This is a genomic window from Pseudonocardia yunnanensis, from assembly GCF_039534065.1.
Taxonomy (GTDB): domain Bacteria; phylum Actinomycetota; class Actinomycetes; order Mycobacteriales; family Pseudonocardiaceae; genus Pseudonocardia; species Pseudonocardia yunnanensis.
This window is the reverse complement of record NZ_BAAAUS010000036.1, coordinates 25799-40045: the sequence shown is the minus strand read 5'-3', so window position 1 is coordinate 40045 and position 14247 is coordinate 25799. Positions and strand designations below refer to the sequence as shown.

The following is a 14247-nucleotide window of genomic DNA, read 5'->3' as shown; positions in this document are numbered from 1 at the left end:
TACTTCTTCCCGCGGAGGCGAAATAAATGACAGTGCCCGACGTGGAGCTCACCGAGGAGACGATCTTCACCTGGGGTGCGCCACCCTTGAAGTTCGGAGCAGGCGCTTCTGACGAGGTCGGCTTCGAGATGGCCGGTCTCGGCGCGAAGCGCGTGTTGATCGTCACCGACCCGGGGATCCATTCGCTCGGGGCGCCGCAGCGCATCGCCGACAACCTTCGGCGCTACGACATCGAGTCGGAGATCTTCGACGGCGTGCACGTCGAGCCCACCGACGACTCGATGAACAAGGCCACCGAGTACGCCCGCGCGCAGGGGCCGTGGGACGGGTTCATCGCCGTCGGCGGCGGGTCGGCGATCGACACCGCCAAGGCGATCAACCTGCTCACCAGCCACCCCGGCGAGCTGATGGACTACATCAACAAGCCGATCGGCAACGCCAAGATCCCGCCGGGCCAGCTCAAGCCGCTGATCGCGATCCCGACCACGGCGGGGACCGGCTCGGAGTCCACCGCGATGTGCGTCCTGGACATCCTGTCGATGAAGGTCAAGACCGGGATCAGCCACTGGCGGCTGCGCCCGACCCTCGCCGTGATCGACCCGCTGCTGACGATGAGCCTGCCCGCCCAGGTCACCGCTGCGTCGGGGATGGACATCGTCTGTCACGCGGTGGAGAGCTACACCGCGCGCTGGTACACCACGTTCGACCGCAAGAAGCCCGAGGAGCGGGTCACCTACTGCGGTTCCAACCCGGTGTCGGACCTGTGGTGCGAGAAGGCGATGAACCTCATCGCGCAGTCGTTCCGCAAGGCGGTGCACGAAGGCGCCGACAACATCGAGGCGCGCTCGAACATGATGATGGCCGCCACCTTCGCCGGAATGGGATTCGGGAACTCGGGCGTGCACATCCCGCACGCCAACGCCTACCCCATCGCCGGAATGGTGAAGGACTACCACCCCGCGGGCTATCCGGAGGAGGAGCCGATGGTGCCGCACGGGCAGTCGGTGTCGCTCACCGCGCCCGAGGCGTTCCGGTTCTCCTTCGAGAGCGCACCGGAACGCCACCTGCGGGCGGCCGAGCTGATGGATCCGCGCGCGGACAAGGTGAACGACCCGCGCGAGCAGCTTCCTTCGGTGCTGATCTCGCTCATGCGTGACATCGACATCCCCAACGGGATCGGCGCCGTCGGCTACACCGAGTCGGACGTGCCCGATCTCGTGCCGGGCACGATGAAGCAGCAGCGGCTCCTGGCCACGTGCCCGAAGACGCCGACCGAGGACGACATCGCCGACATCCTGACGAAGTCGATCCAGAACTGGTGAGGGTGGTGGCGGTCGACCGACCAGGTCGACCGCCACCGTTCCGCCCGGAGGGGCACATGCCGATCTACGTTTTCAAGTGCGAGTGCGGGATGCGCTTCGAGCACCTCGCTTCGTTCGGCGCGGCTGCTCCGGCCTGCCCGTCCTGCGGCGGGGAGACGCGCAAGATCCCGGCGGGGTTCAGCCTCGGCGGCCAGGCCGACACGGGCCTCGCGAAGGAGCAGATGCCCCAGACCTGGCGCGGCACCTACGAGGGCAACCGCGAGTACGTCACCGGGCTGCGCCGTCAGTGGGAGCGGCGCCAGCGGCTCGAGGCCAAGCACCCGGAGCTGGCCGGTGACCAGCGGCCGATCATCGCCCACGAGGGCCGCTACCACGACGCACCGCTGAGGGCGGGCGACCTGGCGCCGGGCGCGGCGAGCGGACACGGCCATGGACATGGCCACGGCCACGGTCATGGGCACGGCGACAAACCGGCCCCGTCCCCTGCGGCCAAGCCCACGTCCGGCTCGGACAGTGCGTCGTCGTCGAACACCCCAGACTGAACCCCGTGAGCACGCCCCATCCCACCTCCTCCGACACCACCGACCTGCACGCCGACCTCGCCAAGGCCGTCCGTGGGCCCGTCCGGTTCGACACCGCTACCCGCGCGATGTACTCCGCCGACGCCTCGAACTACCGGCGGGTGCCGATCGGGCTGGTCACCCCGCTCGACCCCGACGACGTCGAGGCCGCTGTGTCGGTCTGCAGCACCCACGGGGTGCCGGTGCTCCCGCGTGGCGCAGGCACGAGCATCGCCGGACAGGCCGTCAACACGGCCGTGGTGCTGGACTTCACCAAGCACCTGAACCGGGTGCTGGAGATCGATCCCGAGGCCCGCACGGCGCGCGTCCAGCCCGGTCTCGTGCTCGACGCGCTGCGCGACGCGGCCCGCCCGCACGGCCTGACGTTCGGGCCCGACCCGTCCACGCACAACCGCTGCACGCTGGGCGGGATGATCGGCAACAACGCGTGCGGCTCGCACTCGGTGGCCTGGGGCAAGACGGTCGACAACGTCCACGCGCTCGATGTGCTCACCTACCGCGGGGAGTACCTGCAGCTGGGCCCTGGCGTGCCCGCCACCGGACGCGTCCCGGACGCGCTCCGCAAGCTCGCAGAACGCGTCGGCGACGGCGTTCGCGCGTCGTTCCCGGATCTCACCCGGCGGGTTTCGGGGTACAACCTCGACCGGCTGCTCCCGGAGAACGGGTTCGACCTGGCCAGGGCCGTCGTCGGCACCGAGGGCACCTGCGCCACGGTGCTCGAGGCGACGGTCCGGCTCGTCGAGTCGCCTGCGGTGCGTGCGCTCGCGGTGCTCGGCTTCCCCGACGCCTACCTGGCTGCCGACCACGTCACCGTGGTGCGTGATCTCGGTCCGTTGACGATCGAGGGCATGGACGCCGGGCTGATCGCGGCGCTGCGCGCGCACAACCCGGCCGAGACGGCATCGCGCACGCTCCCCGAGGGCGGCGGCTGGCTCTACGTCGAGACCGGCGGGGCCACCCGGGCCGAGGCCGAGGCCGCGGCGCACGCCGTCGTCACGGCGATGAAGCCGTACGGGGCGACGAGCGTGGTCGTCTCCGATCCGGCGGCGATGAAGGCGCTGTGGCGTATCCGCGAGGACGGCGCCGGCATCGTCACGCGCTCGCCCGACGGCGGCGAGGCCTGGCCCGGCTGGGAGGACGCGGCCGTGCCGCCGGAGCGGTTCGGTGCCTACCTGCGCGAGTTCGACGCCCTGCTCAGCCAGCACCGGCGGCGGGGTGCGTACTACGGGCACTTCGGGGACGGCTGCCTGCACATCCGCATCGACTTCGACCTCGCGAGCCGCTCGGGCATCGCCGATTTCCGCAGCTTCATGGAGGACGCGGCCGACCTCGCCGTCGCGCACGGTGGCTCGCTCTCGGGGGAGCACGGCGACGGTGCCGCGCGCGCCGAGTTGCTCCCGCGCATGTACCCGCCGGAGATCATCGCGGCGTTCGAGGAGTTCAAGGGGATCTGGGACCCCGACGACCGGATGAACCCCGGCCGGGTCGTCCGCCCCGCGAAGCTCGACGAGGACCTGCGCGTGTTCGTCGGCATGCCGACCCTTCCCGACGAGCCCGTTCTGGCGTTCGGGCACGACCGTGGTTCGTTCACCCGCGCCACCCGCCGCTGCCTCGGCGTGGGCAAGTGCATCACCGACCACGGCGGTGTGATGTGCCCGAGCTACCGCGCGACGGGTGAGGAGATGCACTCCACCCGCGGACGCGCCCGGCTGCTGTTCGAGATGGCTTCCGGAGAGGTCATCACCGGCGGCTGGCAGTCACCCGAGGTGGCCGAGGCGCTGGACATGTGCCTGTCCTGCAAGGGCTGCAAGCGCGACTGCCCGGTGGGCGTGGACATGGCCGCCTACAAGACCGAGTTCCTCGCTCAGCGCTACCGGCGCAAGCTGCGGCCGGCGTCGCACTACTCCATGGGCGCCCTGCCGCGATGGCTACGCCTGGTGGGGCGGCTCCCGGCCCGCATGGTCGACGGCCTGAACGCCGCCGGGCGGGGCAGGCTGGGTGCGCTGGCGAAGCGGATGGGCGGGATCGACCCGCAGCGTGCGATCCCGCCGATCGCCCGTCGCCGCTACACGGGCACCCGGCGGAGTCGGCGGCATGCCGGCGTGGCCGACGCATCGCGGGGACGTCTGCTGCTGTGGCCCGACACCTTCACCAACCACTTCGACCCCACGGTCGCGGCCGACGCGGTCGCCGTGCTCGAACGGCTCGGCTATGCCGTGGAGCTGCCGCCACGCGAGGTGTGCTGCGGGCTCACCTGGACCTCCACGGGCCAGGTCGACACCGCGCGCCGTGTGCTGCGCCGCAGCCTGCGCACGGTCGAGCCGTGGCTCCTGGACGGGGTGCCTGTCGTCGGGCTCGAACCGTCGTGCACGGCCGCGCTGCGTGCCGACGCCGCCGAGCTGCTCCCCGGCGACCCGCTCGCCGGGCTCGCGGCCACCGGCGTGCGCACCTTCGCCGAGCTGCTCGCTCAGCACGCCGACGAGCTGCGGGACGGCGTCGTCGCGCCGGGCCTGCGTGCGCTCGTCCAGGTGCACTGTCACCAGCACGCCGAGCTCGGCAACGACGACGACCGCGCGGTCATGGCCGCGCTCGGCGTCGAGGCCGAGGTACTCGACTCGGGATGCTGCGGGCTGGCAGGCAACTTCGGGTTCGAGAAGGGCCACTACGACGTGTCGATGGCATGTGCCGAGCGGGTGCTCCTCCCTGCGGTGCGCGCGGCGGACCCGGCCGTTGCCGTCGTCGCGGACGGCTTCAGCTGCCGCACCCAGCTCCGCCAGGCCGGCACCCGCGAACCGGTCCACCTCGCGCAGCTGGCCGCACAGGCGCTCGGCCTCACCCCGGCCTCCTGACCCGGCCGACCAGGAGCCCGCCAGCGACTCGTGGCGTAACGCACGACGTGGCACAGCGAGCTCACTCCGGGACGCTCGTTCCACCGGGGACGGGAGAGGACGTGACCGGCGACTCAGCGGCAGCACCGACGACCGGCAGCCCGAGTCGCCTCGGGCGGATACTGGACGGACCGCTCACCGGCCTCTCCCCCTGGATCGTGCTGGGCGTCCTGGAGGGGGAGGGCTGGATCGAGTGGGCCGCGGGGATCGCCCTCGCACTGTCCGTGGTCTTCCTTGTCGCCGACCTCGCCCGCGGGCGTTCCCTGAAGCTGCTCACCGTGGTCGACGTGATCTTCTTCGCCGGGCTGCTCATCCTCGTGCTGCTGATCAACCCTGTCGGCAAGGCGTGGCTGGAGACCTGGATCGGGGAGATCAGCAACATCACGCTGGTGCTCATCGCTGTCGGGTCCATGCTCGTGCGGATGCCGTTCACCCTGCAGTACGCCCGTGAGCAGGTCGACCGGAAGTACTGGCACCTGCCGACCTTCCTCCACACCAACTACGTGATCACCGGGGTATGGGCGGGCGCGTTCCTGGTCTCCGCCGTCGCGGGGTTCTACGGCGACGCCGTGCTGCAGAACGGCAACAACATCTGGACGGGCTGGGTCATCCAGATCGGAGCGATCATCGTCGCGCTGCAGTTCTCCGACTGGTACCCCGGCGTCGCACGGGCTCGGGTCGCGCGGGAGCAGGGCCGAGCCACGCCGTCGCCGTCGCTGGTCGCGCTGCTCGACCCACTGGCCAGGTGGCTCGTCCCGATCGGCATCCTCAGCCTCGTCCTCGACGGTGGGCCGACCTGGCTGGGGATCGCCTTCATCGTCGCGGGCGTTGCGATTCCGACGCTGCTGCGTCAGGCAGACCGAACGACCCCGGCAAGTGCCGGATGACCGCAGGTTCCCCAGCTCGGATCTGCCGTGGACCTGGGCGAGCGATCGTGGGGAACGGCGCCGCCCCGGCCGTCGTTCACGGTGCAACCCCCGCTCCCCAGGAGGAAGCCCGTGTCCGCTTCTGCACCACCTGATCCCGCGATGACGCGGACGCTGGCGGCGTTGGGGCTGGTGGGCGCGGGGATCGCGGTGGTGCTGGTGGGGCTGCTGCACGTCGTGGCGGCAGAGCAGGTCAACCCGGTGCGCCGCACGATCAGTGAGTACGCGCTCGGCGATTCCGACTGGATGTTCGACGTCGGTGTGCTGGGGCTCGCGGCGGGTTCGGCGCTGGTGCTGCTGGCCCTGGTGCGGGCCGGGGTCGTGCCGGGGCGCTCGATCGCCGCGGCCCTCCTGGTGGTCTGGACGGTGGCACTCGTGGCCGTCGTCGCGTTCGACAAGGCGAACTGGTCCGTGGGGCCGACGCCGGGCGGGTACGTGCACCGCTTCGCGAGTCTGGCCGCGTTCAGCAGCCTGCCCGTGGCGGCGCTGGCGCTCGGCAGGCGGTGGCGCGCCGATCCGCGGTGGGGTGCGTTCGCGGCCTGGTCGCGGTGGTCGGGCGCGCTCACACTGGGGTGGCTCGGCGTGATCCTCCTGGCCGTCGCGCTGCGCCCCTTCACCGGTGTGCCGTGGTGGCAGCTGGTGCCGCTCGGGCTCGTGGAGCGTGGGTTGGCGATCACCGCGGTCGTCACTGTCGTCGTGCTCGGCCGGTGGGCTGCAAGGGAGGTCACTCCATGACGGATCGGGCGCTCGTACTCGGCGGTGGGGGTATCACCGGAATCGCGTGGGAGCTCGGGCTCCTCGCCGGGCTGGCCGAACGGGGAATCGACCTCACCGGTGCCGACCTCATCGTCGGCACGTCGGCCGGTGCCGTGGTCGGCGCCCAGATCGCCACCGGCGTCGACGTCGAGGATCGGTACGGGGCGCAGCTCGCCCAGCCCACCGGCGAGCTCGCCGCCGCGCTCGACAAGGCCACGATGCTGCGGCTGGGGCTCGCGATGATCGGACGACCCGACGCTCAGCGGGTGCGGGCCCGTATCGGGAAGCTCGCGCTGCGGGCGAGCACCGTCCCCGAGGCCGAACGGATCAGGGTGATCGGGGAGCGGTTGCCGGTGCACGAGTGGCCCGAGCGCGCGCTGCGCATCACCGCCGTCGACGCCCACACCGGCGAGTTCGTCGTGTTCGACCGTGACGCAGGCGCGCCGCTCGTCGAGGCCGTGGCGGCCAGCTGCGCGGTGCCGGGGATCTGGCCGCCGGTGACCACGGCGGGCCGCCGCTTCATCGACGGTGGGGTGCGCTCGCCCGTCAACGCCGACCTCGCCGCAGGGTTCCCCCGGGTCGTCGTCATCGCCCCTGTCGTGCGGGGGATCGGGCCGCTGGTCGGCGTGGACGCACACGTCGCTCCGTTGCGCGCCGACGGCTCCCGGGTCACGGTGGTGAGCCCGGACGCCGCGGCGGTGACGGCGATCGGTCGCAACGTGCTCGACCCCGCGCGCCGGGCCCCCTCGGCACGGGCCGGGCGAGCGCAGGCTGCTGCGGCTGCCGAGGCCGTGGCCGAGGCGTGGAGCAGTTAGCGCAGCGCGCTGCGTGGGTAGCCTGCGGTTCATGTCGCGCGTACCGAAGATTCGACTCAACAACGGCGTCTCGATCCCCCAGCTGGGATTCGGCGTCTTCCAGATCGAGCCGGACCAGACCGCCCCCGCCGTACGCATGGCGTTGGAGGCCGGCTACCGGCACATCGACACCGCGCAGGGCTACAACAACGAAGAAGGCGTCGGGCAGGCGATCCGCGAGTCGGGGTTGCCGCGCGCTGAGGTCTTCGTCACCACCAAGCTGACCAACAGCCGCCACGGCCACGACGAGGCGATCGCTGCCCTCGACGAGAGCCTGGAGCGCCTCGGCCTCGACCACGTCGACCTCTTCCTGATCCACTGGCCGCGTCCGAAGGCGAACCGTTTCGTCGAGACCTGGAGGGCCTTCGAGAAGATCGCGTCGGACGGCAAGGCGCGCGCGATCGGGGTCTCCAACTTCCGTGTCCCCGACCTTCAGCGCCTGGCCGCGGAGACCGACACGGTGCCCGCGCTGAACCAGATCGAGCTGCACCCCTGGCTCCCGCAGACCGAGCTGCGCGCCTACCACCAGAAGCACGGGATCGCGACGGAGGCGTGGAGCCCGCTGGGCAAGGGCGGCGAGCTGCTGGCCGAGCAGGTGATCGTGGCGCTCGCCGAGAAGTACGGGAAGAGCCCCGCCCAGATCGTGCTGCGCTGGCATCTCCAGCTCGGCAACATCGTGATTCCGAAGTCGGTGACGGCCTCGCGCATCAGCGAGAACATCGACGTATTCGACTTCGAGCTGTCCGACGACGATGTGGCGAGCATCAGCGAGCTCGAGAACGGCCGTCGCCTCGGACCGGATCCCGACGTCTTCGGCTGATCGCACTTCGATCGGGCTGCTCCACGCTGCGAGCAGCGCCTCGTCGCTCTAGCGTTGCGCCGATGTTGGCAATCACCGATAACGCGGCCGAAGCCATCAAGTCCCTGACCACCGACGCCGAGCTGCCTGACGGTGGGGGCCTGCGTATCTCCGCCCCCGACCCCGAGCAGGGCCTAGAACTGTCCCTCGCAGGCCAGCCCGGTGCGGAAGACGTGGTCCTCTCCGGTGAGGGGGTGAGCGTCTTCCTCGAACCGACGGCGGCGGAGGTCCTGGACGACAAGGTGCTCGACGTCCAGCCGGTGCCGGGTGCCGACGGCCAGCCCGAGCTCCGCTTCGCCATAGGGCTGCAGGAGGGGCAGCCCGAGGCCTGAGCCTCGCCGCCCGAGTCCCCCAGGGGTGGTACGACCGGTACGTCCAGGTGCCGGCGTGCCACCCCTTTCGACGTCCCACGTGATGTGATCCCGCCCCCGTGGTGCCCCGCTCGCCCTGGACCTAATGTCTGAGCGTGGAATATCGGTATTTGGGCGACTCCGGGTTGAAGATCTCGGAGATCACGTACGGCAACTGGCTCACCCATGGGTCCCAGATCGAGAATGACGCCGCCACCGCGTGCGTTCGCGCTGCTCTCGATGCCGGAATCACCACGTTCGACACCGCTGACGTCTACGCCAACGGCGCGGCCGAGACCGTGCTCGGTGAGGCGCTGAAGGGCGAGCGCAGGGCGTCGCTGGAGATCCTCACGAAGGTCTACTGGCCCACCGGGCCGAAGGGGCCCAACGACAGCGGTCTCTCCCGCAAGCACATCATGGAGTCGATCGACGCGAGCCTGACCAGGCTGCAGACCGACTACGTCGACGTCTACCAGGCCCACCGGTACGACACCGAGACTCCGCTCGAGGAGACGATGCGGGCCTTCGCCGACGTCGTGCGGGCGGGGAAGGCCCACTACATCGGGGTCAGCGAGTGGACGGCCGAGCAGGTGCGGGCAGGCCACGCCCTCGCGACCGAGCTCGGGATCCAGCTCGTCTCGAACCAGCCGCAGTACTCCATGCTCTGGCGGGTGATCGAGGCCGAGGTCGTCCCGACGTCGGCGGAGCTGGGGGTCAGCCAGGTCGTCTTCTCCCCGATCGCGCAGGGCGTGCTCACCGGCAAGTACAAGCCGGGCGCCGAGGTTCCTGCCGGGTCGCGGGCCACGGACGAGAAGGGCGGCGCCAACACGATCAAGCGCTTCCTGAACGACGAGACGCTCACCCGGGTGCAGCAGCTCGAGCCGATCGCTGCCGACCTGGGCCTGTCGATGGCGCAGCTCGCGGTCGCCTGGGTGCTGCAGAACGACAACGTCTCCGCGGCGATCATCGGGGCGAGCCGGCCCGAGCAGGTGGCGGAGAACGTCAAGGCCTCGGGTGTGAAGCTGGAGCCGGAGGTCATGAAGCGCATCGACGAGGCGCTGGCCGACGTCGTGGACCACGACCCCGCCCGCACCGCGATGAACGCGCCGAAGACCCGCCCGAGCTGATCGGCCCGGCCGACGGTTCGCCGGTCGCCTGCGCGCCGGTGCCGGGGCGCCCACCCGCCCCGGCAGCCGGTGTGCCGGCGACCGGGTGGCGGCTCATGACTCCGTGAGCTGTCCGTCCGCCACCGTCCAGCGGCGGGTGGCGCGGACGGTGTCGAGCATGCGCCGGTCGTGGGTGACCAGCAGCACCGTGCCCGGAAACGAGTCGAGCGCCTGCTCCAGCTGCTCGATGGCGGGCAGGTCGAGGTGGTTCGTGGGTTCGTCGAGCACCAGCAGGTTCACCTCACGGGCCTGCAGGAGAGCGAGCGCCGCCCGGGTTCGTTCACCGGGGGAGAGCTCGTTCGCCGGGCGGGGCGCGTGGTCCCCGGTGAGGCCGAACTTGGCCAGGAGCGTGCGGACGTCCGACTCGGGCCAGTCCGGCACCGCCTCGCCGAACGCGCGGGTGAGCGGCTGCGGGCCCAGGAAGAGGCCACGGGCCTGGTCGATCTCCCCGAGCCGGACGCCCGAGCCCAGCCCTGCCGTCCCGGAGTCGACGGGGATGCGGCCCAGCAGCGCGCCGAGCAGCGTGGTCTTGCCCGACCCGTTCGCGCCGGTGATCACGATGCGGTCGGCCCAGTCGACGCGCGCATCGATGGGGCCGAGCGTGAACGAGCCCCGGTGCACGACCGCACCGGACATCGACGCCACGACGGTGCCCGAGCGGGGCGCGGCCGCGATCGTCATGCGCAGCTCCCACTCCTTGCGCGGCTCCTCGACCACCTCCAGCCGCTCGATCAGCCGTTGCGTCTGGCGGGCCTTGGCAGCCTGCTTCTCACTGGCCTCCGCGCGGGTCTTCCGGCTGATCTTGTCGTTGTCGGTCGCCTTGCGCCGCGCATTGCGCACGCCCTGGGCCATCCAGTTGCGCTGCATCTGGGCCCGCTCCTTGAGCCCACCGACGGTGTCGGCGTACTCCTCGTAGGTCTCGCGGGCGTGCCGGCGAGCCACCTCACGCTCGGCGAGGTAGCTGTCGTACCCGCCGTCGTAGACACCCACCTGCTGCTGAGCGAGGTCGAGTTCGACGACGCGGTTGACCGTGCGGGCGAGGAACTCGCGGTCGTGGCTGACGATCACGGCAGGCGACCGCAGCCCTTGGACGAACCGCTCCAGGCGCTCCAGGCCGTCGAGGTCGAGGTCGTTGGTCGGCTCGTCGAGCAGGAGCACGTCGTAGCGCGAGAGCAGCAGCGCGGCGAGCCCCGCGCGGGCGGCCTGCCCCCCGGAGAGGGCGGTCATCGGGGTGCTCAGGTCGACCGCCAGCCCCACCTCGGCGGCGACGTCGGCGGCACGCTCGTCCAGATCGGCCCCGCCGAGGGCGAGCCAGCGGTCCAACGCGGCGGCGTAGGTGTCGTCGGCGCCATCGGTACCCTCGGCGAGCGCTTCGGCCGCCTCGTCCATCGCCGCCTGTGCCCCGCTGACGCCGGTGCGGCGGGCGAGGAACTCGGCCACCGTCTCCCCTGGTCGGCGGTCGGGTTCCTGGGGGAGGTGCCCCACGGTCGCGTCGGGCGGGCTGAGGACGATCTTGCCCTCTTCCGGCTCGAGCTCACCGGCGAGTAGTCGCAGCAGCGTGGATTTGCCGGCACCGTTGGCGCCGACGAGCCCGACGACGTCGCCGGGTGCGACGACCAGGTCGAGACCGGAGAACAGGACGCGGGCGCCGTGGCCGGCGGCGAGATCGGTGGCCTGGAGGGTGGCGCTCATGGCGCCGTCCACGCTACTGCCCGCGACTGCGCAGGCCCGCTGCGGTCAGGTTGTGCCGTCGTCCGGTACCGGTTCGACGCGTCAAATTGTTCGTAAGGGCGAATGATCGTCATTTTTCGTGACTACACTCGGAGTCATGAGCGCGCCGACCGATCGTCCGCCGTGCCCGCCACCACTACCGTTGTCGCGGTCACTCGATGAGCTCGGACTCACGGCCGTGCTGTTGTTCCTGGTGGTCAGCGTCACTCGGTGGCTTCGGGCACCGTCCTCACCGATATACGTGGCTGACCTGGGGATCGCACTCGCCGTCATCGGGGCCTTCAGCGGCCTCCTGCTCGTCGCGTTGATCCTCTCCCCACCGGGGCGCCGCAGCGGTGGGCACATGAACCCGGCCGTGACGGTCGCGTTGTGGCTCATGGACGTCTTCCCCGGCCTGTCCGTGCTCCCCTACGTCGTCGCCCAACTCACGGGGTCGGTTCTGGGGGTCGTCCTCGCACGTCTGACGTGGGGCCCGATCGTCGAGTCCGCGGACATCGGGTACGCCGCGATCCGCCCCGCGCCGACGTGGGATCCGCCCGCGGTCTTTCTCGCCGAGGTCGGCTGCACCCTCGGACTGATCCTGCTTGTCGGGTTCTTCCTGGCGCACCCGCGGTGGCACCGCTTTCTGCCGCCCGCACTCGCTGTCGTGCTCGCAGCGATCATCGCTCTCCTCGGGCCGTTGAGCGGGGGATCCGCGAACCCGGCGCGCCAGTGGGGTCCGGCCCTGCTGAACGCTCAGGGCACGGACCTCTGGATCTATCTCGTCGCCCCGGTCATCGGTGCGGTTCTCGGCGCCGGGCTCCACCACCTCCTGATCCGCCGCTTCCACACACACCAGCCGCTGACGTACAACCTCTCGGGTCCCGAACCCGCGCGAGCCGGAGCTGCCTGAACCGGTGCCCTACTCGCGGGCGCCCAGCAGCGCCACGGGCTGTGTGCGGGTGGCGGAGAGAGAGGTGAGCACGCTCGTCGCGCCCGTCACCAGGAACGCACCGGCGCCGACGGCGAGGACGAACGTCCACGGCAGGGAGAGCGTGGCGACTCCGGCGATCGCGCTCGTCGTCGACAGCACCGCGATGAACGTGGCCGCCGCGGCGAGCGTGCCGAGCAGCAGGCCGATGACCGTGACCGCCCACGACTCCACGAGCGCCGTGCGCACCACCTGACCGCGGGTGAGGCCCCCGGCCCGGGCTGTGGCGAACTCCGCCCGCCGTGCCGACGCCCCGACCACCACGGCGTTGGCCACGCCGATCAGCGCGTACATCCCGCCCAGGCCCATGATCACCAGGAAGACCTTGGCGCTCATGTCGTCCCGTGCCGCGGCGTCACGCGCGAGCCAGTCGTCCACGGTGAGCACCTCGCCGACGGCGCCGAGTGCCGCCGTGACCGTCGCCGGATCGGCCCCGGGCTCGAGCGCGACGAACGTCCGGGAGGGTGCGCCGGCGAGCTCGGGTGTGGGCACGAGTCCCGGCGGGAGCAGCAGCTGCGGGCCGCCGGCGATCCGGGTGGGCACCGCGGCGACCACCGGCAGCGGTCCCAGATCGATCTCGCCCGCGCGGACGGCGACCGTCGCACCCCGCCCCGGCATGTCCCCGGTGGGGCCGCCTGCAACGGCGCGCCCCTGCAGGGTGGCCAGCGTCCCGGTGCCGGGATGGAACCGCTCGTAGGCCTGCGGATCGACGACAAGGCCGGTGCCCGTCCAGGTCTCGGCGTCCTCACCGCTGCCGACGGTGACCGAGATCGGCACCGCGACCTCGGTGGAGGCACCGGCCACGCCGGGAACGCCGTTGATCCGCTCTCCGGCCGGACCGGTGGTCTCGACCACGAGATCACCGGTGGTGCCCCGGCGCTGCTCGATCTCACCGGCCGCTGCGAAGGAGGTGAGCGCCCCGCTCTGTCCCAGCACGATCCCGACCAGCACGATCAGCGGCGCGGCGATCGACGCGCTGCGCCGCACACCGTCGCGCAGGTTCGCCCGGGCCAGCTCGCCGAGCACGCCACCTCCCCGTACGGGGAGCAGCCGGGCGACCCCCGGCACCAGCAGCGGGCTCAGCGCGCTGAAGGCCACCGCCGCGCACAACGCCGCGTTCACGGCCATGGCCTGGCCGCCCCCGGTGCCGCCCACGGGCGCGAGGATCACCAGGCTCACGGCGCCGGCGAGGAACAGGAGTCCGATGCCCCATCGGCCCGCCGTCATCACGCGGGCCGCCTCGCCGGTGTCCCGCAGCGCCTCCAGCGGTCGCACACGGGAAGCGCGCCGCGCCGCGACGAGCACCCCGGCCAGCGCGATGCCGACGCCGACGCCGATCGAGACGCCGAGGATCCAGGTGCGCCACTGGGGCGCGAAGCCGGGCGGCACGAAGCCGAGCGTCTCGAGCAGCCACGTCTGGAACGACATCACAGCCAGCCCCGTCGGGATCCCGGCGGCGGTGCCGATCGCCCCGAGCAGCACGGCCTCGCCGATGAGCAGGCGCCGGAGCTGGCCTCGAGCAGCACCCGCGAGCCGGAGCAGCGCGAGGTCGCGGCGGCGCTGGGCGACGGTGAACGCGAACGTCGACCCGACGATGAACACCGTGAGGAAGGCCGAGAAGCCCAGGGTCAGTGCAGAGAGGGTGATGGCGAGCTCGGTGCCCTCGGTGAAGGCCGCGTACTCGGCCGCGCCGAGCCCGGCCGGGGCGTCGAGGGTTGCGGCGGAGATCAGGACGAGCAGGGACGACTGCACGAGCGCGACGCCGAGGCACACGGTCAGCGCGGCCCCGATGAAGAGCGCCCAGCGCTCGGTGAAGGTGGACCAGGACAGTCGCAGCATCGGTC

General features: G+C 71.6%; 12 protein-coding genes. 10 read left to right on the top strand and 2 right to left on the bottom strand.

The window, feature by feature from the left end; genetic code table 11:
- Nucleotides 1-26: 26 nt before the first annotated feature.
- The 9 genes from ABD743_RS30560 (at nt 27) to ABD743_RS30520 (ending at nt 9663) form a co-directional block, all read left to right on the top strand.
- Nucleotides 27-1322, top strand: coding sequence for a hydroxyacid-oxoacid transhydrogenase (locus ABD743_RS30560; RefSeq protein WP_344725901.1), 1296 nt, complete (start codon nt 27-29; stop codon nt 1320-1322).
- A 56-nt stretch (nt 1323-1378) separates the two neighbouring features.
- On the top strand, nt 1379-1864 hold the full coding sequence (locus tag ABD743_RS30555) for an FmdB family zinc ribbon protein (RefSeq protein WP_344725899.1): 486 nt from the start codon (nt 1379-1381) through the stop codon (nt 1862-1864).
- A 5-nt stretch (nt 1865-1869) separates the two neighbouring features.
- Complete coding sequence (locus ABD743_RS30550) at nt 1870-4752, top strand: FAD-binding and (Fe-S)-binding domain-containing protein (protein ID WP_344725897.1); 2883 nt, start codon at nt 1870-1872, stop codon at nt 4750-4752.
- A gap of 101 nt (nt 4753-4853) precedes the next feature.
- Nucleotides 4854-5678 (top strand): DUF3159 domain-containing protein, encoded by an 825-nt coding sequence (locus tag ABD743_RS30545; RefSeq protein ID WP_344725895.1) that lies wholly within the window; start codon nt 4854-4856, stop codon nt 5676-5678.
- A gap of 111 nt (nt 5679-5789) precedes the next feature.
- On the top strand, nt 5790-6452 hold the full coding sequence (locus ABD743_RS30540; protein ID WP_344725893.1) for a DUF998 domain-containing protein: 663 nt from the start codon (nt 5790-5792) through the stop codon (nt 6450-6452).
- Nucleotides 6449-7288, top strand: coding sequence for a patatin-like phospholipase family protein (locus ABD743_RS30535; protein ID WP_344725891.1), 840 nt, complete (start codon nt 6449-6451; stop codon nt 7286-7288). Before ABD743_RS30540 ends, ABD743_RS30535 begins: the two co-directional genes overlap by 4 nt.
- A gap of 31 nt (nt 7289-7319) precedes the next feature.
- Nucleotides 7320-8147 (top strand): aldo/keto reductase, encoded by an 828-nt coding sequence (locus tag ABD743_RS30530; protein WP_344725889.1) that lies wholly within the window; start codon nt 7320-7322, stop codon nt 8145-8147.
- Nucleotides 8148-8209: 62 nt separating this feature from the next.
- Nucleotides 8210-8518 (top strand): adhesin, encoded by a 309-nt coding sequence (locus ABD743_RS30525; protein ID WP_344725887.1) that lies wholly within the window; start codon nt 8210-8212, stop codon nt 8516-8518.
- Between the two features lie 134 nt (nt 8519-8652).
- Nucleotides 8653-9663, top strand: a complete 1011-nt coding sequence (locus ABD743_RS30520; RefSeq protein WP_344725885.1) for an aldo/keto reductase family protein — start codon at nt 8653-8655, stop codon at nt 9661-9663.
- A gap of 93 nt (nt 9664-9756) precedes the next feature.
- Here ABD743_RS30520 and ABD743_RS30515 read toward each other — a convergent pair whose 3' ends face one another.
- Complete coding sequence (locus ABD743_RS30515) at nt 9757-11394, bottom strand: ABC-F family ATP-binding cassette domain-containing protein (protein WP_344725883.1); 1638 nt, start codon at nt 11392-11394, stop codon at nt 9757-9759.
- Nucleotides 11395-11530: 136 nt separating this feature from the next.
- Here ABD743_RS30515 and ABD743_RS30510 point away from each other — a divergent pair, with 136 nt between their 5' ends.
- Nucleotides 11531-12325, top strand: coding sequence for an MIP/aquaporin family protein (locus tag ABD743_RS30510; protein WP_344725881.1), 795 nt, complete (start codon nt 11531-11533; stop codon nt 12323-12325).
- A gap of 9 nt (nt 12326-12334) precedes the next feature.
- Here the strand turns inward: ABD743_RS30510 and ABD743_RS30505 are convergent, their stop codons facing one another.
- A complete protein-coding gene (locus tag ABD743_RS30505; protein ID WP_344725879.1) occupies nt 12335-14242 on the bottom strand; it encodes an FtsX-like permease family protein in 1908 nt (635 codons plus the stop codon).
- Between the last annotated feature and the right edge of the window lie 5 nt (nt 14243-14247).